This is a genomic window from Flagellimonas sediminis (assembly GCF_010500845.1).
Lineage (GTDB): Bacteria > Bacteroidota > Bacteroidia > Flavobacteriales > Flavobacteriaceae > Flagellimonas > Flagellimonas sediminis.
The window spans coordinates 303,711-324,859 of sequence record NZ_JAAAMI010000002.1 but is presented as its reverse complement, the minus strand read 5'-3'; the positions used below and the strand labels follow the sequence as shown (position 1 = coordinate 324,859).

The 21,149-nt window shown below is 43.5% G+C and carries 23 protein-coding genes; 8 read left to right on the top strand and 15 right to left on the bottom strand.

Going from position 1 to position 21,149, the window contains the following annotated elements:
• The first annotated feature begins 42 nt into the window (after positions 1-42).
• The 3 genes from epsC to GTK07_RS06055 all read left to right on the top strand — a co-directional run bounded on the left by epsC (position 43) and on the right by GTK07_RS06055 (position 2,348).
• Entirely contained in the window at positions 43-834 is a 792-nt protein-coding gene (gene epsC / locus GTK07_RS06065) for a serine O-acetyltransferase EpsC (protein WP_163634071.1), read from the top strand.
• Positions 827-1,711: a cysteine synthase CysM gene (gene cysM / locus GTK07_RS06060; protein WP_163634069.1), complete on the top strand. Its 885-nt coding sequence runs from the start codon at positions 827-829 to the stop codon at positions 1,709-1,711. Before epsC ends, cysM begins: the two co-directional genes overlap by 8 nt.
• Positions 1,712-1,865: 154 nt before the next feature.
• On the top strand, positions 1,866-2,348 hold the full coding sequence (locus GTK07_RS06055; protein WP_163634067.1) for a hypothetical protein: 483 nt from the start codon (positions 1,866-1,868) through the stop codon (positions 2,346-2,348).
• A 9-nt stretch (positions 2,349-2,357) separates the two neighbouring features.
• Here GTK07_RS06055 and GTK07_RS06050 read toward each other — a convergent pair whose 3' ends face one another.
• The 4 genes from GTK07_RS06050 to GTK07_RS06035 all read right to left on the bottom strand — a co-directional run bounded on the left by GTK07_RS06050 (position 2,358) and on the right by GTK07_RS06035 (position 8,374).
• Positions 2,358-3,827 (bottom strand): magnesium chelatase, encoded by a 1,470-nt coding sequence (locus tag GTK07_RS06050; RefSeq protein ID WP_163634418.1) that lies wholly within the window; start codon positions 3,825-3,827, stop codon positions 2,358-2,360.
• Between the two features lie 7 nt (positions 3,828-3,834).
• The gene (locus GTK07_RS06045; RefSeq protein ID WP_163634065.1) at positions 3,835-5,001 is read right to left on the bottom strand and encodes a vWA domain-containing protein; all 1,167 of its coding nucleotides are present in this window, start codon (positions 4,999-5,001) and stop codon (positions 3,835-3,837) included.
• Positions 5,002-5,119: 118 nt separating this feature from the next.
• A complete protein-coding gene (locus GTK07_RS06040) occupies positions 5,120-5,968 on the bottom strand; it encodes a DUF4249 family protein (RefSeq protein ID WP_163634063.1) in 849 nt (282 codons plus the stop codon).
• A gap of 3 nt (positions 5,969-5,971) precedes the next feature.
• Positions 5,972-8,374, bottom strand: coding sequence for a TonB-dependent receptor (locus GTK07_RS06035; protein ID WP_163634061.1), 2,403 nt, complete (start codon positions 8,372-8,374; stop codon positions 5,972-5,974).
• A gap of 183 nt (positions 8,375-8,557) precedes the next feature.
• Between GTK07_RS06035 and GTK07_RS06030 the strand changes: the two genes are divergently transcribed.
• From GTK07_RS06030 to GTK07_RS06010, 5 genes are all read left to right on the top strand, one after another.
• Positions 8,558-9,097: an RNA polymerase sigma factor gene (locus GTK07_RS06030; protein WP_203583741.1), complete on the top strand. Its 540-nt coding sequence runs from the start codon at positions 8,558-8,560 to the stop codon at positions 9,095-9,097.
• Positions 9,097-9,639: a hypothetical protein gene (locus GTK07_RS06025; RefSeq protein ID WP_163634059.1), complete on the top strand. Its 543-nt coding sequence runs from the start codon at positions 9,097-9,099 to the stop codon at positions 9,637-9,639. The genes GTK07_RS06030 and GTK07_RS06025 overlap by 1 nt, the downstream gene beginning before the upstream one ends.
• Positions 9,617-10,708 (top strand): hypothetical protein, encoded by a 1,092-nt coding sequence (locus tag GTK07_RS06020; protein WP_203583740.1) that lies wholly within the window; start codon positions 9,617-9,619, stop codon positions 10,706-10,708. Before GTK07_RS06025 ends, GTK07_RS06020 begins: the two co-directional genes overlap by 23 nt.
• Before the next feature lie 74 nt (positions 10,709-10,782).
• A complete protein-coding gene (locus GTK07_RS06015) occupies positions 10,783-11,448 on the top strand; it encodes a hypothetical protein (RefSeq protein ID WP_163634055.1) in 666 nt (221 codons plus the stop codon).
• A 185-nt stretch (positions 11,449-11,633) separates the two neighbouring features.
• The gene (locus GTK07_RS06010) at positions 11,634-12,356 is read left to right on the top strand and encodes a head GIN domain-containing protein (protein WP_163634053.1); all 723 of its coding nucleotides are present in this window, start codon (positions 11,634-11,636) and stop codon (positions 12,354-12,356) included.
• A 13-nt stretch (positions 12,357-12,369) separates the two neighbouring features.
• Here GTK07_RS06010 and hisIE read toward each other — a convergent pair whose 3' ends face one another.
• From hisIE to hisG, 11 genes are all read right to left on the bottom strand, one after another.
• Positions 12,370-12,966, bottom strand: coding sequence for a bifunctional phosphoribosyl-AMP cyclohydrolase/phosphoribosyl-ATP diphosphatase HisIE (gene hisIE, locus GTK07_RS06005; protein WP_163634051.1), 597 nt, complete (start codon positions 12,964-12,966; stop codon positions 12,370-12,372).
• A 79-nt stretch (positions 12,967-13,045) separates the two neighbouring features.
• Positions 13,046-13,801 carry an imidazole glycerol phosphate synthase subunit HisF gene (gene hisF / locus GTK07_RS06000; RefSeq protein WP_163634049.1) on the bottom strand — a complete coding sequence of 252 codons (756 nt, stop codon included), beginning with the start codon at positions 13,799-13,801 and terminating at the stop codon, positions 13,046-13,048.
• 16 nt (positions 13,802-13,817) lie between these two features.
• Positions 13,818-14,333 (bottom strand): DinB family protein, encoded by a 516-nt coding sequence (locus GTK07_RS05995; protein ID WP_163634047.1) that lies wholly within the window; start codon positions 14,331-14,333, stop codon positions 13,818-13,820.
• Entirely contained in the window at positions 14,326-15,057 is a 732-nt protein-coding gene (hisA, locus tag GTK07_RS05990) for a 1-(5-phosphoribosyl)-5-[(5-phosphoribosylamino)methylideneamino]imidazole-4-carboxamide isomerase (RefSeq protein ID WP_163634045.1), read from the bottom strand. Before hisA ends, GTK07_RS05995 begins: the two co-directional genes overlap by 8 nt.
• Positions 15,058-15,060: 3 nt before the next feature.
• A complete protein-coding gene (locus GTK07_RS05985; protein WP_163634043.1) occupies positions 15,061-15,477 on the bottom strand; it encodes a GNAT family N-acetyltransferase in 417 nt (138 codons plus the stop codon).
• Positions 15,478-16,062: an imidazole glycerol phosphate synthase subunit HisH gene (gene hisH / locus GTK07_RS05980; protein WP_163634041.1), complete on the bottom strand. Its 585-nt coding sequence runs from the start codon at positions 16,060-16,062 to the stop codon at positions 15,478-15,480. It lies immediately after the preceding gene.
• Between the two features lie 79 nt (positions 16,063-16,141).
• The gene (gene hisB, locus GTK07_RS05975) at positions 16,142-17,278 is read right to left on the bottom strand and encodes a bifunctional histidinol-phosphatase/imidazoleglycerol-phosphate dehydratase HisB (RefSeq protein ID WP_163634039.1); all 1,137 of its coding nucleotides are present in this window, start codon (positions 17,276-17,278) and stop codon (positions 16,142-16,144) included.
• A gap of 2 nt (positions 17,279-17,280) precedes the next feature.
• A complete protein-coding gene (gene hisC / locus GTK07_RS05970) occupies positions 17,281-18,327 on the bottom strand; it encodes a histidinol-phosphate transaminase (protein WP_163634037.1) in 1,047 nt (348 codons plus the stop codon).
• A 34-nt stretch (positions 18,328-18,361) separates the two neighbouring features.
• Positions 18,362-19,651: a histidinol dehydrogenase gene (gene hisD / locus GTK07_RS05965; protein WP_163634035.1), complete on the bottom strand. Its 1,290-nt coding sequence runs from the start codon at positions 19,649-19,651 to the stop codon at positions 18,362-18,364.
• A 1-nt stretch (position 19,652) separates the two neighbouring features.
• Positions 19,653-20,084: a GNAT family N-acetyltransferase gene (locus tag GTK07_RS05960; protein WP_163634033.1), complete on the bottom strand. Its 432-nt coding sequence runs from the start codon at positions 20,082-20,084 to the stop codon at positions 19,653-19,655.
• Between the two features lie 6 nt (positions 20,085-20,090).
• Entirely contained in the window at positions 20,091-20,948 is an 858-nt protein-coding gene (gene hisG, locus GTK07_RS05955) for an ATP phosphoribosyltransferase (RefSeq protein ID WP_163634032.1), read from the bottom strand.
• Between the last annotated feature and the right edge of the window lie 201 nt (positions 20,949-21,149).

Here is a 21,149-nt window from a genome sequence, read left to right as displayed (position 1 = left end):
CTGTGGTAAGGATTTGTCTAATTTTAAGACAATAAGAGTAGTATGGACAAGGAAAAAATCATCGCAGAGCTGAACAGGCACAAAAAGTTGCCCCACTTGGATTACAGGCTTAAGCAAGAAACGGAAGATTTCACGGATACACTTTTTTATACCCTTTTTGATGCTAATACCCCGGTGGCCGTGAACCTGGAACTGTTGGAAAATAAGTTCAACGGGTTGATGGATATGGCATGTTGGGAACTGGAACGACCTAGTAACCAACTTTGGAACAATTACGTATCCGAGTTGCCGGGAATTTTGGAAAAACTGAACCTGGATGCCGAAGCAATCCTAAACTGCGATCCGGCTTCACTTTCTATCCGTGAGATTTATATGGCCTATCCTGGCTTTTATGCCATTGCCATTTACCGATTGGCGCATGAACTTTATGTTCAAGATGTTCCCTTGATCCCTAGGCTGATGACCGAGTATGCGCATAGACAGACCGGTGTGGACATCAACCCTGGAGCCAAAATTGGAAAATCCTTCTTTATCGACCACGCCACTGGTGTGGTCATTGGTGAAACCGCCATCATACACGACAATGTGAAAATTTATCAGGGTGTAACACTTGGAGCGTTATATGTGGCCAAAAACCTGGAAAAGACCAAACGGCATCCCACCATCATGAGTAATGTTACCATTTATGCGAACGCCACCATTTTGGGAGGTAATACCGTTGTTGGTGAAAATTCCATTATCGGTGGTAACGCCTGGGTAACGGCTTCCGTACCGCCAAATTCCACGGTTTTTCATACTCCTGAAATCAAAATAAAGACAGCTCCAAATGTCTAAAAGCATCCTAGACCTTATAGGCAACACCCCTTTGGTGGAGTCGAAAGTATTGAATCCCAATCCGAACGTCAAAGTTCTTTTTAAACTTGAGGGCAATAATCCAGGAGGAAGTGTAAAAGATCGCCCGGCCTATAACATGTTAAAGAGCGGACTTGAAAGAGGCGATTTTTCCAAAGCATCCAAATTGATAGAGGCCACCAGTGGAAATACCGGCATTGGTTTGGCCATGATCGCAAGTCTTTTTGGGTTGGATATAGAATTGGTGATGCCCGAAAACTCTACAAAGGAACGGGTTCAGACCATGCGTGCCTATGGCGCAAAAGTAACCTTGACCCCTGCCGATGTAGGCATTGAGGGCGCACGGGATTATGCGGAATCCAAAGTGAAAAATGAAGGATTCATCATGATTAACCAATTCTCCAATGATGATAATTGGAAGGCCCATTACAAAACCACAGGTCCTGAGATTTGGAGGGATACCGAAGGGCAGATTACCCATTTTGTATCGAGTATGGGAACCACGGGGACCATTATGGGCACCTCTACATTTTTAAAGGAAAAGAACCCCGATATCCAGATAGTAGGGGTGCAACCCACTGATGAGTCCAAAATACCGGGTATACGCAAATGGCCCCAAGAATATTTGCCAAAGATTTTTGATTCAAGAAAGGTGGATACCGTTATGGAAGTCAGTGAAGCGGATGCTACCTTAATGGCCAAGAAACTGGCCAAGGAAGAGGGGATTTTTGCCGGTATGAGCAGTGGTGGTGCAGCAACAGTAGCTTTTAGGTTGGCAGAAATGTTGGATCATGGAACCATCGTATCCATTGTGTGTGATAGAGGTGATCGGTACTTGTCTTCCGACCTGTTTGAATAACTGAAAATCAGCTTTTTACTAGATAAATAAATGGCATTTGTTATCAGATTTTTCTGATTATCTGACATTGCCCGCTGTTTATCGATTAGATTGAATCCTTTCATTTTTATCCCTTTATTTTATATCAAATTAGAATCCCAAATCAAGTTTTGATATGAATACAATTTCGAAAATCATCACCTGGAAAAGAAACATACTGGCATCCTTAGCTGTATTATTGGTCTTGATTATTCTAGACTTTTACGGGGTGTATACCAATAAATTCTACTTCCTTAAGGCTGAAAATTACCTTTTCCCGGTTCTTACCATAGTACATTTGTTGTACTTATATGTGGTTTGGTTCAAAATATCGGAAGGAGAGCTTCCTGACCCAAAAATGCGCAATATCGAATATGCCCTTTATATCATAATGGGTGTGTACGTGTTTAAAATTTATGAAAGTATCACGGTGCTCAATTCCATTAAGGAATATGGGGAGCATGTGATTCCCTCCACCTTTAAACCTGTTGCCACAATTTCCCTGGTGCTCTATAGTATATTGCCCATCTTGACCATCTATACCTTTTGGCTAAGAAAACGATATGTGGGCATCTACAATTTTGAAAACTATAACGACAACCTTAACATTTGGCAATAGACATCAAGATTATAACCCCCGAATATAGCTACCGTACAGGTCTTTGAACTGAAGCCCTTGCTCATAACGGTGTTTGCTCAATTTTTTATGGACTACCAGCCCCCAAAGCAATAGTTCCTTCATAAAATAGGAATCCTCTTTGGAAATTTCAGGTTGGTATTGTTTGATGAGATTGTTGAGCGGGCCAACGGAATCCAGTTTTGATTTATAGGAAGCTTCTCCCTCATCATCCAACAGATCAAATCCTTCGCTATCAAAAAACCAATTGACGAGTTCATCGTATTCGGTTTCTTGTTCCTTGCGCTGTAGTTTATCAATTTTCGGGAAAAAGTTGGGGAACAATGTTTTGATGGCATCCTCAATCAAGGTTTCGGCCACAAAGCCTGCCCCCTCCTGTTCTCCTTCATAGACCAATTCAATTTTTCCGGTGATGGATGGGATTACCCCCATAAAATCACTTAAACGTACAGAAGTTTTGGTTTCTCCGGCCAATATGGCCCTGCGCTCTGCCGTGCTCAACAAATTTTCGAAAGCAGTGATGCTCATACGCGCGCTCACGCCACTCTTGGCATCCACATATTCACTTTTCCGTGCTTCAAAACTGATTTGTTCCAATAGGTCCATTGCAATTTCTGGGACGTAAATGGTGTCTGACTGTCTGCTGTCCAGTTGGGCCTCTTGTTTGGTAATTTTCTTGGCAATTTCCACTGTCTCCGGATAATGCGTCAAAATTTGGGAACCGATTCGGTCCTTTAAAGGGGTCACGATGCTTCCCCTGTTCGTATAATCTTCAGGGTTGGCCGTAAATACAAATTGAATGTCCAAATGAAGCCTCAACTTAAAGCCGCGGATTTGGATATCGCCTTCCTGTAAAATGTTAAACAAAGCCACTTGGATCCTTGCTTGCAGATCAGGCAATTCATTAATCACAAAAATGCAGCGATTGGCCCTGGGGATCATCCCGAAATGGATCACACGGTCATCGGCATATGAAAGCCGAAGATTGGCGGCTTTTATGGGGTCCACATCCCCAATCAGATCGGCGACGGTAACATCGGGGGTTGCCAATTTTTCAAAAAAGCGTTCGTCCCTGTGGACCCACACTAAGGGAGTGTTGTCCCCCTTTTCCTTGATGAGTTCTACGGCATATCGCGAAATGGGGTTCAACGGATCATCATGGATTTCGGAACCTTCCACAACGGGCATCCATTCATCCAACAACTGCACCATCAAACGCGCCAAACGGGTCTTGGCTTGTCCACGAAGTCCAAGCAGGTTGATATTATGTCGGGACAGAATGGCGCGTTCCAACTCTGGGATTACAGAGTTTTCATAGCCCCAAACCCCTTCAAAAACTTCTTCTTTCTTAGAGATTTTGGACAACAGGTTTTCACGCAATTCATCCTTGATGCTTTTGCTCTTGTACCCGGCCGATTTTAATTCTCCTAATGTCTTTATTTTGGTATGATCCAATTTCATATGGTCTTTATCCTTTAATTCTTCGTTTTCTGTTCTGTTCGTAATCTTCAAAAATCATTTCGCCCAAACCTTTCAATCCGGTATAGAAGGCCTTGCCTTTGTTCGCTTTGGTAAATTCTCGGACAAACTGCATCAGGTAGGGGTCTTCAGCAATCATGAAAGTGGTAATGGGGATATGTAGTTTTCGGGCCTGTTGTGCCATGGTATAACATTTCTCTACGATGTACTCGTCCAGCCCCACACTGTTCTTGTAATAGTTTCCATCGGGAAGCCGAATACAGGAAGGTTTCCCATCCGTAATCATAAAAACCTGCTTATTGGTGTTCCTTTTTCTGCGGAGCATGTCCATGGCCAATTGCAATCCTGCCACGGTATTGGTATGGTAGGGCCCCACCCGCAAATAGGGTAGATCTTTTATGGGAATGGGCCAGGCATCGTTTCCAAAAACCAGAATATCCAAAGTGTCCTTTGGATACCGGGTAGTGATCAATTCAGCGAGAGCCATGGCCACTTTTTTGGCGGGAGTGATGCGATCCTCTCCATATAATATCATGCTGTGGCTTATATCGATCATGAGCACGGTACTCATTTGAGCCTTGTGTTGGGTATCCTCCACCACTAAATCCTCCTCACTCATGGAAAAGGTGTCCAATCCGTGGTTCACCTGGGCATTCTTCAAACTTTCGGTCATAGAAATATGTTCCAAGGAATCCCCGAAGCGATATTCCCTAAACTCTCCCGTATGCTCGTCTCCCCTGCCCGATTTCTCCGTGCGATGGTTGCCGGAGCCGCTGCGTTTGATTTTCCCGAAAATTTGGTCCAAGGCCCGTTGGCGCAACATGCGTTCCAATTTGGCCGTCATGGATAAGCCTCCGCCTGCCGGACTTTCATCGCCCTCTTCCCCATCTTCACCGCCCTTTTCACCATCCAAATCAAATTCTTCACGAATGTATCCCTTGGCCTTCAGGTCTTCTATAAAATCGTCGATGGTGTAATCGTCATCGGTAAGCTCATATTCCTTGTCCAACTCACGGAGCCAATCCAGAGCTTCCTCCACATCACCTGAAGTGTGGGTAATCAATTCCTGAAAAATCTCGAAGAGTTTTTCGAACGGGGTTTGGTCCGGAGCTTCGTAAGTGGTAAAACGAAATCCTTTTCTTGTGTTCATAGCCATCACATAAAATTAAGACATTTCTATGTAAAGGCCGTTCCTTTAGAAAAAACTTAACGTAAGGCCAAAAAAAAGCGTCGGGCCCTAGAAACCCGACGCTCTGGCATCAAACCAACCTAAATTATTCTTCCACAAAGGTGTAACTGGCCTTTACCACTTGGGTCAACCTGAAGTATCCATAGGCGTAGTTTTCAGGATGGGTCTCATTGATACAGTTGCCCCTTACGGTTACAGGGGTAGATTCAAAAAGACCTGTGCCGCCCAATTGTTCGACCAAAATTTTGATGTAGTCATAATAGGGGCGTGAAATCCCATACATTTCAATGTGCAATATATCGCCAGGCTGAAAAGGATCGATATGCTCATCTTCATCCTCCTCAATCTCGTACCACCAATCAATTTCATTTCCGTTCAAGAATCTATCTTCGCCCACTTCCAGACCGGGCAGCAGATCGCCTTCCCGCTGAAATCTGAAGAGATAGTTGTTACCTTCCTCTTCGGGATCGGTGAAAACGATGTGGACTTCAAGTTCCTCGTCATTGAATCCTTCCTCCCGGTTTTGAAAAATGTCGGTAATATCGGTCACTGGCGTCATGGTTTCTGTGGCGGTATAGACCTCTCCGTTGTGCTCGATGCGTAAGGTATAGGATTGTGCCAATACAGGTTCAAAGGTCGTGGAAAGATATTCTCCATTGCCTTGGTCTGCAAAGACAAAAACATCACCGCTCGTATCATTGGTCACCACCACGGATGCACCAGTAACTTCTGTGATGGTACCCGTGTTAAAAAAAGGAGTGGATTCGCTCAAACGGATGGTCTGTTGGTTGCCCGCGGTCCCTTTTTCCCAATCCAAGGATGCCTCCACCACCAATCGTGTGGGACCATTTTGGACCTCTACATCCACCACGTCAACGCACGAAGCAAAAGCAATGACGATAATAACCAGTATGATTTTTTTAAATGTTTTCATTGTTTAGAATTTAAAGTTGTAGGTCAATGAGGGTACAATGCCAAAAATAGCTGTCCGGGTAGCTTGGTTGGCGCCCGTCTCCAGATTTTGACCAAAAGAAATCGAGGCTGCATTTTTTCTGTTGTAGAGGTTATAGATGCTAAGCACCCATTCTCCTTTAAAACGCTTGTTCTGATATTTCCTAGGTTTGTAATTCAAGGAAACGTCCATCCGATGATAGGCGGGCAAACGGTCTGAATTTCTTGGTGCATAGGTGGCAATGGACAGGTCTTCGTATACATATTGCCCATTCGGATAGGTTACCGGCCTTCCTGTTTGAAAAACCAAATTGGTCCCAAAACTCCATTGATCATTCAGTTGATAAGCACCAGAAATGGAAATATCGTGGGTCCTGTCAAAAGCAGAATTGTACCAGTCGCCATCATTGATGCCCGGACCACCGGCGGTTCCTCCCAAGGTCCTTTGTTCAGACTTGGAAAGGGTGTAGGCGATCCATCCGGTGAAGTTGCCCTCATTCTTTCGCAACAACAGTTCCAATCCGTAGGCCCTCATTTCGCCGTTCAAAATCTCAGTTTCTATGGTATTCTGGCCAATGAGGTCCGACCCGTCTATATAATCGATTCGGTTGTCCACGGTCTTATAATAGGTCTCAACTTCCAAGGAGTATACCTTATCCAAAAAATTGCGGAAATAGCCCAAAGCATATTGGTTGGACAATTGTGGTTTGATAAAAGGGCCACTGGGCGTCCAAACGTCCAATGGGGTCACCGATGAAGTGTTCGATAACAAGTGGATGTACTGTGCCGTTCGGGAATAACCGGCCTTGATGGACGAATTCTCATTGAGAAGATAGGCCAAGGAAACCCGGGGCTCAAGATTGCCGAAAGTCTCGATGGTCTCACTTTTGGCATAGTCCTCTTCCCCAATGGCCTCACCCCTTTCATAAATGCCCAACAGGGAATTGTATACCACAGGTTGGCCGTTCGCGTATTTGGAAATGGGTTGTCCGCCCAAGCGAGAAAAGGCACTGTACCGCATACCGTACTGTAGGGTCAGGCTGGGGGTCAGTTTATGCTCTGCATTGATATAGATGCCACTTTCCAATGCCCTTTTCTGGTCCAGTTTCAACGGATTTACGGGAGATGTATCCGCTGTTGGGTTCACTTCCCCTGGATCAAAATCGTAATAGATGCCATTCGCCCCAAAATCCAGGTTGAAGGCATCGCTCAAATAATGTTTGAAATCATATTTAAGGTTGTAATTGGTGATGGAAGAGATCCATTCAAATTCATCCTGGGCAAATTCCAGATCGTAGTCATATCGGCTCCAAATTGCAGAAAGGTTGGAGAACAAACGGTCATTGAAGATGTGGTTCCAACGTAGGTTGCCCGAAGCATTACCATAACTACTGTCAAAACTGCTCCCCAATTTAAAGGCATCCCGGCCAAAATAACCGCTCAGAAATAATTTGTTGTTAGGATTGATTGCATAATTGGTCTTGAGATTCAAATCGTAAAAACTGACACTGTTGTCTTCCCCTGCGGCTTTGAGCAATAGGTCTACATAGGAACGGCGACCGGCAATCAAAAAGGAGCCTTTTTCGCGAAAAAGGGGTCCCTCGGCCGTCAGCCTGCTGGAGATGACCCCGATACCACCTGTGAGGGCAAAGTTTTTATTGTTGCCGTCCTTTTGACGGATGTCCAATACTGAGGAGACCCTGCCCCCAAAGCGTGCAGGAATACCTCCTTTGTAAAGTTTAACATCTTTGATGGCATCGGCATTGAACACCGAAAAGAATCCGAACATGTGCGAAGTATTGTAAATGATGGCCTCATCGAGCAATACCAAGTTTTGGTCCTGGGCGCCTCCCCTAACATGAAAACCTCCTGTTCCTTCCCCGTTGTTGGTGACGCCGGGCAACATCTGCAAGGATTTCAGCACATCCACTTCCCCGAGCACTACGGGCATCTGCTTAACCGTGCCCATGTTCATCTTCACCACACTCATTTCGGGTTTGCCCAAAAGGGCACGTTCCGGCTCATCCGCGGTGACGACCACCTCATCCAGTTCGGTGGAGAACTCTGAGACTTCCACATCGTTTTTCAAGTCCCTATCCAGATTGATCTTCATGTTGACCTCATTATAGCCCATGTAAGAAATCCTTAGGATATATTCCCCTGCCGGAGCCGTGATGGAATAAAAACCATATTCATTGGTTATTCCACCGATCGTGGTCCCTCCCAAGAGCACCGAAGCCCCAAAAAGGGTTTCCCCATTGTTTTTGTCGGTAATGGTCCCACTTATGGTGTAACTTTCCTGTGCCATGGCCTGTGCACAGCCCAAAAGGAAAAGCAACAACCAAACGGTGCTTTTGGCCGTCTGGCCCAATTGCGTTCTTCTGTTCATTTTTTGAAGTTTTGATGATTGTATTGTTTTATGTTCACCACCATAGACAGTTCAAGAAATGAAGGGTTGCACACATTTCTTTTTTTTGATCATTTTTAAAGTATTTGATAATTTTTTGCACGCAGGTGCAACCTTTTACTTTTGCATTTGTCTTTAGCTCAAACAAGGCATCAACCTAAGCCATTGGAAACAGACATCCGTTTTACGCATAGATCCATAGTGGAACAGTGCAAAGCAGGAAATTCCAGCTCGCAATATGAGCTGTATTCCCGCTATGTGGATGCCATGTACAATGTGGGGCTTCGGTTTTTGGGAAATACTGAAGATGCCGAGGATATAGTGCAAGATAGTTTTGTAGAAGCCTTTAAGAACCTTGACCACTTTAAGTATGAAAGTAGTTTTGGCGCTTGGCTTAAGCGGATTGTCATCAATAAAAGCATCAACCATCTGAAAACCAAACGTATCTCTGTAGTACCCATGGAAGCGCATGAGTTTCATTTGGCAGATGAGGAACCTGTAGAGGCCGAGGCAGTGGATATTTTGAAAGTGAAAAAGGGCATTGCCCAACTCCCGGATGGTTACCGGGAGATCATCAATCTGTATTTGATTGAAGGATATGACCATGTGGAGATTGGGGAGATCTTGGGTATTTCTACCAGTACTTCCAAATCCCAATACCACAGGGCCAAGAAAAAATTATTGGAAATCATCAATGAACTGTAATGGACAATTTTGAAAGACATATCAGGCACAATGCAGGTCAATTTGACGGGCATAAAGCGGACAAGGACAAAATGTGGGCAAAGATTTCAGAAGGACTACGTCAGGAGAAACCCAAAGTAATCCCTTTATGGAAAAGGCCCCTGTTTCGTGTGGCTGCCTCTGTGCTATTATTGTTGGGTATTGCTTCGTTTTTTGGACTGGCAGTATTTAACAACAGTGCCGACAAAACACAGTATGCTTCCAAAGAATTGATGGAGATAGATATGTATTATAAAGACCTGGTTTCCTACCAAGTGCAATTGGTAAAAAACAACCAGGCCCTTTCCGAAGAAAACAAAGCGGAGTTCCTGTCCTTTATGGATGAACTCGATACGGAATATGAAGTCCTAAAAAAGGAAATGCAAAAAAACCTTGACAATGAGCAAGTGCTGGAAGCCATAGTGGGCAATTATAAAAAGCGCATTGAACTCATTGAAAATTTGTTGCACCAGTTAAACGAATCTAAAAAACCGAACGGAGATGATTATGGATACACGTTATAGAATGATCCTATGGATTGCCTTGCTACTGGTTTCGGTACATTTCGGAATGGCCCAGGAAAAGGTATTCAAAACCATTGAGAAAAGCTTCCCCTTGACAAACTCGGACGAGTTTAGATTAGAGAATAAATATGGTAATGTTACGCTCAAGGGATGGGACCAGAACAAAGTTCTGGTGAACATTTCCATTACTGTTAACCATCGTAAAAAGGAAAGTGCAGAGGACTTGTTGGAGCGTATCAACCCAAATATAAAAACGAGTAACGGTTATATTTCCATTGTTTCGGAAATCACCAATAAAAATACGGGATGGTTTGCCGATCTTCTAAACAGTGCAAATCCCATTGATTTTGACCGGAGCCATGTACAAATAAACTATGAGGTATACCTTCCCCAAAAAGCCGGACTCAAGATTACCAATCGTTTTGGGGATGTGGTCATTGAAAACTGCTCAGGTACCCTAAATACCTTGATCGAGCATGGTGATTTGTGGATCGGGGAAAGTTTAAACAAGGCCGATATTGTTTTGAGATATGGGAAAGTCCGCGCCAAGGATTTGAACTATGCGGATCTGGATTTAAAAATAGGTGAATTGGATATGGAAAATTCAAAAAATCTACGTTTGCGAAGTGATGGTACGGAAATCCATATGAATTCGGTCAATTCGTTGGAGGTATACTCCAACAAGGACAATATCTCCATAAACGAAGTGGGTTCCCTATTTGGAAATTTGGAATTCACAACATTCAAATTGGAACGGTTGGCAGGCGATGCGGACATGAAAATGAAGATTGCGGATTTTCAGGTGTACAACATTATAAACCCATCTGCTGAAATATCCATACAGCAAGAATCTGCTGATATCACACTAACAGTAAGTCATTTCTCTCACCGCTTCACGGCAACCTTGGAGCAAGGTGTGGTGCGCCTGCCCAAATCTTTTGAGAACGTCAGCTCCGAAATGTTGGACAAGGGCCGTAGGCTTCGAAAAATAGATGCCACCTATGGAAAGGAAAGAAAAGGAAGCATTTCCATACAAGGTGAAAAGGGAATAGTGACCATTAACGATTAAAAAAACACTAAAAAATGCAACCCTTTGCCCAATGCATTGTCTTTAGAAAAAAATCAATCAGAAATCCAATAAAAATGAACAATCAAAAAGCGACAATTTTCTTACTTTTCTTACTAATGGGTACCCTGGGGTTCGCTCAGGATGATGATGGCCAATACATTACCTTCAATGACCGAAAGAATGTAGTGCATGGGGTCTACCTAGGGTTATCCACCTACTTTGGTGAAATTGAGGGTGAGGACACTTACATTGGAGGACTAAAAGTGGCCTACGTGGCCAACAGACAGTTTGAAGTAGGTTTCATGGCCAACATACTGTATTCCGAACAGAACATCTTTAATCCGAGAACAAACAACAATGATGATATAGTTGCCGTATATGGGGGACTACATTTAGAACCCATCTTGTTTGGCAAAAATAGGGTAAGCTTATCCTTTCCCATATTGATTGGCGGTGGTGGTATGGGCTATGTTGACCATGACGCTGTGCGAAGGGATGAGAATGTGGACCTTGACGAAGACGACATCGATGCCATATTTGTTCTGGAGCCGGGCATGAACGTTCTGTTCAATGTGTCCAGATATGTCCAATTGGAAGCAGGGGTGCGGTACAGAATGTCCAATAAAATTGACCTCGCACAAAGTCCGGTGGACAGGCTCAATGGTTTTTCTGGGGGTATCGGGGTCAAGTTGGGTGTGTTCAACATGGGCCGTAACCGATATCGAAAACAACTGGACTGATGGGAAATTTAAATCGCTCCCACCATCCGATCAACACATTACGGGTCTATTCAAAAAACGAACAAGTATTCGCACAAAACGGAAACAAGGGCTGGTCGGCCATTCCATTTCAATGGGTCTCCGTCCCATCTATCAATCGATAGTATTTTCAAACATTCATCACATCAATCAAAAAACAATCAAAAATGAAAACACGAATCAGTGCCACACTGCTCATTGTGCTATTGACCCTTTTTTCTTCTTGCGACCATGAAACCATTCATGCGCATGGAGAGGTGACCTCTGTATACCATAATATAGAAGGTTATACTAGGTTGAGGGTTTCCGATGCATTTCAAGTGTATATCAATTTTTCCGAGGTTGAGGAAGAAATCCGCATTGCGGCCAATGACAATCTACATGAAAAAATTGTGGTCGAAAAAGACGGGGACGAATTGGTCATCCGGTTGATAAGCCATACTTCAATAAAAGGCAAGGCCGTTATGAACGCGTATATCACCACCACAGATCTTTCTGCATTCCGTCTTGATGGGGCGTCCCGATTGGTCTTGGAAAATGTATGGGATGTGCAGGACGGTAAAATTGGGGTTTCCGGCGCCTCTGATTTCAAAGGAGAGGTGGTTGCTGACCGATTGGAGGTGGACCTTGATGGCGCTTCGTCCATCGATGTGACCGGAAGCGTTTCATTTTTGGATGCGGAGCTTTCCGGAAGTAGCGATCTATTGGATTTTGGGTTGGACATTTCCAATTTGGACATTGACCTTTCGGGTGCCAGTACCGCATTTCTCTCCGTGGAAGAAACTATTAGAGTGAAAGCTTCCGGTGCCAGTACCCTTAATTACAAGGGAGACGCCACCATATTGAAAAGTGAGCTGTCCGGGTCTTCCCGTGTTATCAAAAAAGATTGAATTGCTGGCGTGGTCAGTGTCGCTGCTCCAGAATATTGACCACGTCACTGAGCTTAAAGTTCTTGGCCTTCAACAAGATCAGATAGTGGAACAATAGATCTGCACTTTCGTTCAGGAAAAGGTCGTCGTTTGTATCTTTGGCCTCAATGACTGTCTCCACAGCTTCCTCACCTACTTTTTGGGCTATTTTGTTGATGCCTTTTCGGAACAATGATGCCACGTAGCTATCTGGATTGTCCTGATCATTTTTTCGGGATTCGATGATGTTTTCCAAGGTAGACAAAAAGCCGTATGCCTGAACATTTTCCTCGGCCCAACAGGTATCGGTTCCTTTGTGACAGGTTGGTCCGACTGGGCTTACACTGACCAAAAGTGTATCGTTGTCGCAATCCACTTTTATATCGACGAGGTTCAGGAAATTTCCACTTTCCTCACCCTTGGTCCAAAGCCGTTGTTTGGAACGACTGAAAAAGGTCACTTTTCCTGTTTTCAGGGTAGTATCGAATGCTTCTTGGTTCATATAGCCCAACATGAGCACATTCTTGGTCTTCGCATCTTGGATGATGGTAGGTACAAGACCTTCAGGGTTTTTGGTAAAGTCAATTTTCATACTATGTTGTTTTTGAATCTATCATATCTCGACAACTCCTTCAACTGCGCTCAGGATGACAGTTTGATATGGCAATCAATTATATTCTAACAGGAATCCCTTCCCTCTTCAATTCGTTCTTCAGATTTTGTATTTCAATCTCCTTGAAATGGAACACACTGGCAGCCAAGGCAGCATCCGCTTTTCCTTCCACAAAGGTATCGGTAAAATGGGAAATGGTTCCGGCACCTCCTGATGCAATGATGGGAATGTTCACCGATTCGGACAATTGCGCCAATGCCTCGTTGGCAAAACCATTTTTGGTGCCATCGTGGTCCATGGAGGTGAACAATATCTCTCCCGCTCCCCGCTCTTCCACTTCTTTGGCCCAATCGAATAGATTGATTTCGGTTGGAACTTTACCGCCCACCAAGTGCACTTTCCAAGTGCCGTCAATCTGTTTGGCATCGATGGCGACCACAATGCATTGGGAGCCGAATTTGGCAACCAATTCGTTGATGAGTTCTGGTCTTTTTACTGCTGAAGAGTTGATGGAAACCTTATCGGCGCCATTCTTCAATAAAATGTCCACGTCTTCCACGGAAGAGATGCCACCACCTACCGTGAACGGAATGTTGATGGTTTCCGCCACATGATAGACCAGTTCTGCCAAGGTCTTACGCTTTTCCTCTGTGGCCGAAATATCCAAAAAGACGAGTTCGTCTGCCCCTTCTTGGGCATAAATGGCAGCTAGTTCCACAGGGTCTCCGGCATCACGAAGGTCCACAAAATTGACGCCTTTCACGGTGCGTCCGTTTTTGATGTCCAAACAAGGAATGATTCGTTTTGTAAGCATGTTTTTTGGAATGGCGTTATTCGTTCTTCACATTCAAATCCACCCCATCATAAAAGCCCAAATCGGTGTTTTCCAACAGTTTGGTCCAAAGGGCAATCTGCCCTGTATGGTAGGACAAGTGTTCTGTGACGTGGATGATGTTCCCAACCCCGGAAAAATTAAATCCCTGTACGGAACGTTTCCGGAGCAATTCCTGTAATGGAGCCTCGTAAAAAGTCCTTTTCGCCTCTTCCACGGTCTCACTGAGTTTTTTGAACAATTCCTCTTTGGTATATCCGGAGGTGGTGAAAAATTCTTCATCCCGCTTGCGGTTGTCCTCTTCATTTTTGATGGAAGCTATCCCGTATTGGGTAATATTGCCACATAAATGCAGTATCAAATTTCCAATGCTGTTGCTGGACTCATTCGGTTTTTGCCAAACTTTGTCCTCGGGCAATTTATCGAGACAGATTTTGATCATGCGAAGGCTTTCGTTCATACGGTATCCCGCATTCCAAGCCAATTCTTCCCGAAGTTGTTGTTCTTTATCCATGTCCAAGAATGTATTGTTCCAATTGTTTCAAGCTGATTCTGTTTTCATAAATGGCCTTACCAATAATGGTGCCCTCACAGCCGATTTCGGCAAGCTTGGGAATTTCATCGTAGGTAGAAATGCCTCCACTGGCTACTAATTTCAATCCCGTTGCGGTTTGGGCCAGAATTTTTCGGTATAGATCGAAAGAAGGTCCTTGCAACATCCCATCTTTGCTGATATCGGTACAAATGACATACTGAATGCCTTCCTTTTGATAAGATTGTATAAAAGGTACTAGATCTTGCTTGGATTCTTCCTGCCAACCTGAAACCGCCACTTTTTCATTGTTGGCATCGGCTCCCAAAATGATTTTATCATGACCATAGGTCTCCAGCCAACCCAAGAAAGTTTCTTTTTCCTTCACTGCAATACTGCCCCCAGTGATTTGGGAAGCCCCACTTTCAAAGGCGATTTTTAAGTCTTCGTCTGATTTTAGACCTCCGCCAAAATCAATTTTGAGGCTGGTTTGGGAGGCAATGCTTTCCAAAACCTTGTGGTTAACGATGTGCTTGGATTTAGCACCATCCAAATCTACCAAATGGAGGTGTTGAATGCCGTGCGCTTCAAATTGTTTGGCAACTTCCACTGGATTTTCATTATAGACTTTTTTAGTGCCGTAATCCCCTTTGGAAAGACGGACACATTTCCCTTCAATAATATCTATGGCAGGAATCAATCTCATTGCTTAATCATATTTGGCGCGGTCAATAGCTAACCACATTTCTGAACTACCCACTCTTTTAAAACCAAAAGCCTCATAAAAACTATGGGCATCCTTCGTTTTCAAGGCTACCGTTTTAACCTGTTGGATATCTGGTCTTTCCAAAATGTGTTTGACCAACATTTTACCCAATCCTTTGCCTTTATAGGGGTCGAAAATTATAACATCCATGATATAAGCGAATATCAAGGAATCTGTCAATAGTCTAGCAAAACCTACTTGTTCATCCTTATCGGAATAAACACCGAAACAGATACATTTGTCAATGGTCATCAAGGTTTGGTCCATGGTCCTGCCACCACCCCAGTAGGTGGATGTAACAGCTTGGTGAATCTTAGGAACATCCAATTTTCCCTTGTCATCAGAAATGTAGAATTCCATTTAAATGAGGGTTAAAAAATTATTCAAAATGGCACTGCCTACATCGCTGCTCTTTTCAGGATGAAACTGTACTCCGTAAAAGTTTTCTTTTTGAAGGGCTGCACTGTATTCCAGTCCGTATTCGGAAGTTGCAATAGTTTCCTTTCCTAGTGGAGCATAAAAACTGTGCACCAAATAGATATAGGACTTATCAGGAATCCCTTTGAACAAGTCCGTTTTTAAATCTGTTATTTGGTTCCAACCGATTTGCGGCACCTTCACTTGGTTGGAAAATTTCATTACGTCTAAGTCAAAAATACCAAGTCCACGTGTATTTCCTTCCTCTGAGGAATGACACATGAGCTGCATGCCCAAGCAAATCCCCAAAACGGGTTGTTCCAATTCTGGAATGAGGGTGTCCAATCCGCTGGATCTCAATTTGGTCATGGCCGAACTGGCCTCTCCCACCCCAGGGAAAATGATCTTGTCCGCCTCTTGGATTTCTTTGACATTATGGGACAATACTGCATCATGGCCCAATCGCTTTATGGCAAAGATGATGCTTTGGATGTTTCCCGCACCATAGTCGATGATTACAATTTTCACTGTACTTCTTTTTTTGTCATTTTGAACGAAGTGAAAAATCTAGATTTCTCAGTTTCGGGTTCCCTTGAAATGACCATTTTTATAACATTCCTTTCGTTGAGGGCAGTACCATTTTCTCCACATCCCGTTTTACTGCCATTTTGATGGATTTGGCAAAAGCTTTGAATATGGCCTCGATCTTATGGTGCTCATTGATGCCTTCTGCCTTGATATTCAAATTAGCCTTGGCCCCATCAGAGAACGATTTGAAGAAATGTAAAAACATCTCAGTGGGCATTTCACCAATCTTTTCCCTTTTGAACTCCGCATCCCAAACCAGCCAATTCCTTCCTCCAAAATCTAAGGCAACTTGGGCCAGACAATCGTCCATGGGCAGACAAAACCCATAGCGTTCAATGCCCAATTTGTTGCCCAGGGCTTTGGAAAACACTTCACCCAAGGCAATAGCGGTATCCTCAATGGTGTGGTGTTCATCTACCTCTAAGTCACCATCAACTTTAATGGTTAGGTCCATTTGTCCGTGTCGGGCCAACTGATCCAACATATGGTCAAAAAAGGCCAATCCGGTATGGATATCGCTTTTTCCGGTTCCATCCAGATTCAATTTGATCTGAATATCCGTTTCGTTGGTTTTTCTATGGATTTCAGCAACGCGATTCTCCAACTTCAAAAACTCATAAATCTTTTCCCAATCGTTGCTTTCCAAGGCGATATATGGGTCCAATTCTTCCCGTTTTACGGTAATCTCCCCGGTTCCCAAATGGGTTTCATCATTGATATAGATGCCTTTCGCGCCAAGGTTTTTGGCGAGTTCCACATCGGTCAAACGATCCCCGATAACGAAGGAATTGGCAAGATCATACTCCTCCGAAAAATAGGCTGTGAGCATTCCCGTCCCGGGTTTTCGGGTCGGGGCATTATCTTTTGCAAAGGTCTTGTCGATAAAAACATTATCGAAAACAACTCCTTCAGCTTCAAATGTGTTGACAATGAAATTATGTACGGGCCAAAACGTGTTCTCGGGAAAAATATCTGTTCCCAATCCATCTTGGTTGGTAATCATGACCAATTCATAATCCAGTTCCTTTGCGATTTTTCCTAAAAACGTGAACGCTTTGGGATAAAAGACCAATTTTTCAAAGGAATCAATTTGTTCATCAATGGTTTCCTTGATAATGGTTCCATCGCGATCAATGAATAATACTTTTTTGCCCATGTTCATAGTTGCTTTAAAATGGCTATCAATGCTTTATTTTCGGCTGGTGTACCAACGGTAAACCGCAGTGTGTTTTCGCACAAAGGCTGGGTACTTCGGTTCCGTACCACGACCTGTTTTTCCAGTAATTGATGATAACGCTTATCGGCATTATCAACCTTGGTTAGTACAAAATTGGCATCGGAGGGATATATTTTCTCCACAAAGTCCAAGTTTTGCAGTGCCTGCTCTAGATTGTAACGTTCTTCCAAAATTTGAACGACTTCCTGCTGCACGGCATCTTCATTCAGGATCCGCTGCAATGCTTTTTGCTGGGTCAATTGGTTGACGTTATAAGGTGGTTTGATCTTATTTAAAATGGAGATGATCTCTTCGGAAGCGTAACATATTCCCAAACGAATCCCAGCTAAGCCGTAGGCTTTTGACAACGTTTGGGTAACGACCAAATTTGGATATTTTTTCAAACTTGACAAAAAACTCTCCTGCTTTGAAAAATCGATATAGGCCTCATCAATGACTACCAATCCATGAAAGGATTCCAAGAGTTTCTCCATACTTTCCCTTTTAAAGGAATTTCCGGTGGGATTATTGGGCGAGCAGATGAAAATGAGCTTGGTTTGTTTGTCCACCTTGTCCAGAATAGCGGGAACATCGGGTTCAAAGTCCGTGGTCAACAAAACTTCCCTGTTTTCCACTGCATTAATACCTGCCAGTACCTTGTACATGCCATACGTAGGTGGCAAAGTGATTACATTGTCCTGATTGGGTTCACAGAAAGCTCTATAAATCAAATCTAATACCTCGTCGCTGCCATTGCCCAAAAGCATGTTTTCTTCAGAAGCACCCTTCTGCTTTGCTAAAAGTGCCTTTAGGCTTCTTTGGTAAGGATCAGGATACCGGTTGACCCCATTATCGAAGGGATTTTCATTGGCATCCAAAAAAATCATGGTGGACCCATCGGAAACATATTCATCCCTTGCCGAAGAGTAGGGTTTTAATGCCGCAACAGATTTTCTGACGATGTTGTTTATGTTGAAGGTTTTAGTCATATCATTGAGGTCTCGACTGCGCTCGACCCGACATTTAGTTTGTTTTTGTACTATTTAAGCGAAGGGTCACTGCATTTTTATGTGCCTGCAAACCTTCTGCTTCCGCCATCAATTCTATGGAAGGGCCAATGACTTCCATTCCCTTCTTGGATATTTTTTGAAAGGTCATGCTCTTCATAAAACTGTCCAAGTTTACACCACTATACTGCTTAGCGTAGCCGTTTGTGGGTAAGGTGTGATTGGTCCCAGATGCATAATCACCCGCACTTTCAGGAGTGTAATTACCTACAAATACTGATCCAGCGTTTTGGATCTTTCGAAGGTAAAAATCCTCATTCCCAACACAAACGATAAAATGTTCAGGGCCATATTCATTGATCAAATTAATAGCCGATTCATCGTCTTTCACTAAGATGAGCTTGCTATTCCCGATTGATTTTTCTGCAATAGCTGCTCTTGGCAGTTGTTTTATTTGAGATTCGATTTCCTTTTCAACAGCATCAATCAATTTTTCGGAAGTGGAAACCAGAATCACTTGGCTATCGGTGCCATGTTCTGCTTGACTCAACAAATCTGAGGCAACAAAAGCGGCATTGGCTGAATCATCCGCGACGACGAGAAGTTCGCTTGGTCCGGCTGGCATGTCGATAGCAACCCCATATTTAGTGGCCAATTGTTTGGCAACGGTAACATATTGGTTACCAGGTCCGAATATTTTGTACACATTGGGAATGGTTTCTGTTCCGAATGTCATTGCCGCAACGGCTTGAATGCCACCCACCTTAAAGATTTTGGTTACCCCACAAAGTTGAGCGGCAAACAAAATGGTTGGGTTTACGTTCCCATTTTTATCCGGAGGCGTACAAAATACAATCTCTGAACAACCAGCCAACTTAGCAGGTATGGCCAACATTAAAATAGTGGAAAACAGCGGTGCCGTACCTCCGGGAATATAAAGCCCCACTTTTTGGATGGGTCTTTTTTCTTGCCAGCACAATACCCCTGGCATGGTTTCCATTTCCATTTTGACCGTTTTTTGGGCAGCATGGAATTTTTCAATATTATTTTTTGCCAAGGAAATGGCCTTTTTCAAATCGTTCGAAACCGAATTGGATGCTATTTGGATTTCATCATCGGTCACCAAAATAGAATCCAATTGCACATGGTCAAACTGGTCTGTATATTTTTTGATGGCCCCATCTCCATTTGTTTGTACCTCCTCAAAAATGGACTCCACGATTTTTTCAATATCAGCCACCGTTTGGGTAGGTCGTTTAAGAATCTTGGACCAATCTTCTTTTTTTGGATGATAAATTTTGTTCATTTCAATATATTTTGATCAAGTGTATGCCCAAGGCCTCGTACCCTTGATTTTCCCAGAATTTTTTGCCTCTTACATTTTTGGCGTAGCAGTTCACTTCGGCGCGTTCACAGCCAATTTCTTTGGCATAATCATTCAGGAAATCTAACATCAGTTCTCCGATACCCTTCCCTTGATATTGGGGAGAAACGATTACATTATCCGACTCCACGTGTTTGCCCGCATAGAGTTTGTTCAATACCCATACCCCGCAAATGCCGATCAGTTCCTCTTGATCGTACACCCCGATACATTTGTATCCCATCGGGATCATTTCATTCAATCTCGCTTGCAACACGTTCATGGGAATGGTTTCCCTGTTCAGGATATAAGCCAGCGGAAGGATGCTGTTGAGCTTTTCCGTTGGAATCCATTTGATGGTGAATTGAGGTTCCATTACTGATTACATCACCATTTTTTCGATCGGACAAACCAAGATTCCCTCTGCCCCGGCTTGTTTCAGGGCATCGATGACTTCCCAAAAGGTATCGCGTTTGATTACGGAGTGCACCGAACTCCAGCCTTCTTCTGCTAAAGGCAAAACTGTGGGGCTACGCATCCCCGGCAAAAGGGAAATGATATGGTCCAGTTTGTCATTGGGGGCATTCAACAAAATATATTTGTTCTGACGTGCCTGCAGTACTGACTGAATCCTAAATTGGATTTTCTTCAAGATTTCCCTTCGTTCTTCCGATATTCTAGGGGAAACGGCCAATACTGCTTCGCTTTGCAGGATGATTTCTACTTCCTTCAAATTGTTTTTGAACAACGTGCTCCCACTGGAAACAATATCACAGATTCCATAGGCCAAACCAATATTTGGGGCGATCTCCACCGATCCATTGATCAAATGTAGATCTGCGGTGACCCCTTTCGATTTGAGATATTCACTGACCGTATTGGGATAAGAAGTGGCAATTTTCTTGCCTTCAAAATCCTTTACCGAATTGTACTTGACCCCTTTGGGTACTGCAAGGGACACCCTGCATTTGGAGAAGTTCAATTTTTCGGCCACGGTGATGTCCTTGCCCTTTTCTACCAGTACATTTTCACCTATAATGGCAATATCCACTACACCATCCCGCAGATATTGGGGAATATCCCCGTTACGCAGGTAAAAGACTTCCAAGGGGAAATTTCTGGCGGTGGCCTTTAACTGGTCCTTTCCATTGTCTATGGAAATACCACAATCCTTGAGGATTTGAAGGGAATCCTCGTTTAAACGACCGCTCTTTTGTACAGCAATCCGAATTTTTGTCATTAGTTCAACGATTATGTTCAAAAAACCAAATGGGCATAAAAACAAAACCCGCTTGATTTCTCAAACGGGTTAGAATATATTTTATATACAACAATACACTTCTATCTCGCTTGAGGGCAAGTATAAAAATGATGGTGATGTACGTTCTTATTTCTCATTATGCTCCAAATTTAGAACATATTTTTTTATCAAAAAAGGGTT

Excerpts from the sequence above, each read along its gene's own strand:
- hisB (WP_163634039.1), bottom strand. The coding sequence starts at position 17,278 with ATGGGCAAAAAAGTATTATTCATTGATCGCGATGGAACCATTATCAAG.
- hisC (WP_163634037.1), bottom strand. The coding sequence starts at position 18,327 with ATGACTAAAACCTTCAACATAAACAACATCGTCAGAAAATCTGTTGCG.
- GTK07_RS06040 (WP_163634063.1), bottom strand. The coding sequence starts at position 5,968 with ATGAAAACATTTAAAAAAATCATACTGGTTATTATCGTCATTGCTTTT.
- GTK07_RS06015 (WP_163634055.1), top strand. The coding sequence starts at position 10,783 with ATGAACAATCAAAAAGCGACAATTTTCTTACTTTTCTTACTAATGGGT.
- GTK07_RS06045 (WP_163634065.1), bottom strand. The coding sequence starts at position 5,001 with ATGGCTATGAACACAAGAAAAGGATTTCGTTTTACCACTTACGAAGCT.
- GTK07_RS06025 (WP_163634059.1), top strand. The coding sequence starts at position 9,097 with ATGGACAATTTTGAAAGACATATCAGGCACAATGCAGGTCAATTTGAC.
- GTK07_RS06020 (WP_203583740.1), top strand. The coding sequence starts at position 9,617 with ATGATTATGGATACACGTTATAGAATGATCCTATGGATTGCCTTGCTA.
- GTK07_RS06055 (WP_163634067.1), top strand. The coding sequence starts at position 1,866 with ATGAATACAATTTCGAAAATCATCACCTGGAAAAGAAACATACTGGCA.
- hisF (WP_163634049.1), bottom strand. The coding sequence starts at position 13,801 with ATGCTTACAAAACGAATCATTCCTTGTTTGGACATCAAAAACGGACGC.
- hisD (WP_163634035.1), bottom strand. The coding sequence starts at position 19,651 with ATGAACAAAATTTATCATCCAAAAAAAGAAGATTGGTCCAAGATTCTT.
- GTK07_RS06010 (WP_163634053.1), top strand. The coding sequence starts at position 11,634 with ATGAAAACACGAATCAGTGCCACACTGCTCATTGTGCTATTGACCCTT.
- GTK07_RS05995 (WP_163634047.1), bottom strand. The coding sequence starts at position 14,333 with ATGGATAAAGAACAACAACTTCGGGAAGAATTGGCTTGGAATGCGGGA.
- hisG (WP_163634032.1), bottom strand. The coding sequence starts at position 20,948 with ATGACAAAAATTCGGATTGCTGTACAAAAGAGCGGTCGTTTAAACGAG.
- GTK07_RS06035 (WP_163634061.1), bottom strand. The coding sequence starts at position 8,374 with ATGAACAGAAGAACGCAATTGGGCCAGACGGCCAAAAGCACCGTTTGG.
- cysM (WP_163634069.1), top strand. The coding sequence starts at position 827 with ATGTCTAAAAGCATCCTAGACCTTATAGGCAACACCCCTTTGGTGGAG.
- epsC (WP_163634071.1), top strand. The coding sequence starts at position 43 with ATGGACAAGGAAAAAATCATCGCAGAGCTGAACAGGCACAAAAAGTTG.
- hisIE (WP_163634051.1), bottom strand. The coding sequence starts at position 12,966 with ATGAAAATTGACTTTACCAAAAACCCTGAAGGTCTTGTACCTACCATC.
- hisA (WP_163634045.1), bottom strand. The coding sequence starts at position 15,057 with ATGAGATTGATTCCTGCCATAGATATTATTGAAGGGAAATGTGTCCGT.
- GTK07_RS06050 (WP_163634418.1), bottom strand. The coding sequence starts at position 3,827 with ATGAAATTGGATCATACCAAAATAAAGACATTAGGAGAATTAAAATCG.
- GTK07_RS05985 (WP_163634043.1), bottom strand. The coding sequence starts at position 15,477 with ATGGAATTCTACATTTCTGATGACAAGGGAAAATTGGATGTTCCTAAG.
- GTK07_RS05960 (WP_163634033.1), bottom strand. The coding sequence starts at position 20,084 with ATGGAACCTCAATTCACCATCAAATGGATTCCAACGGAAAAGCTCAAC.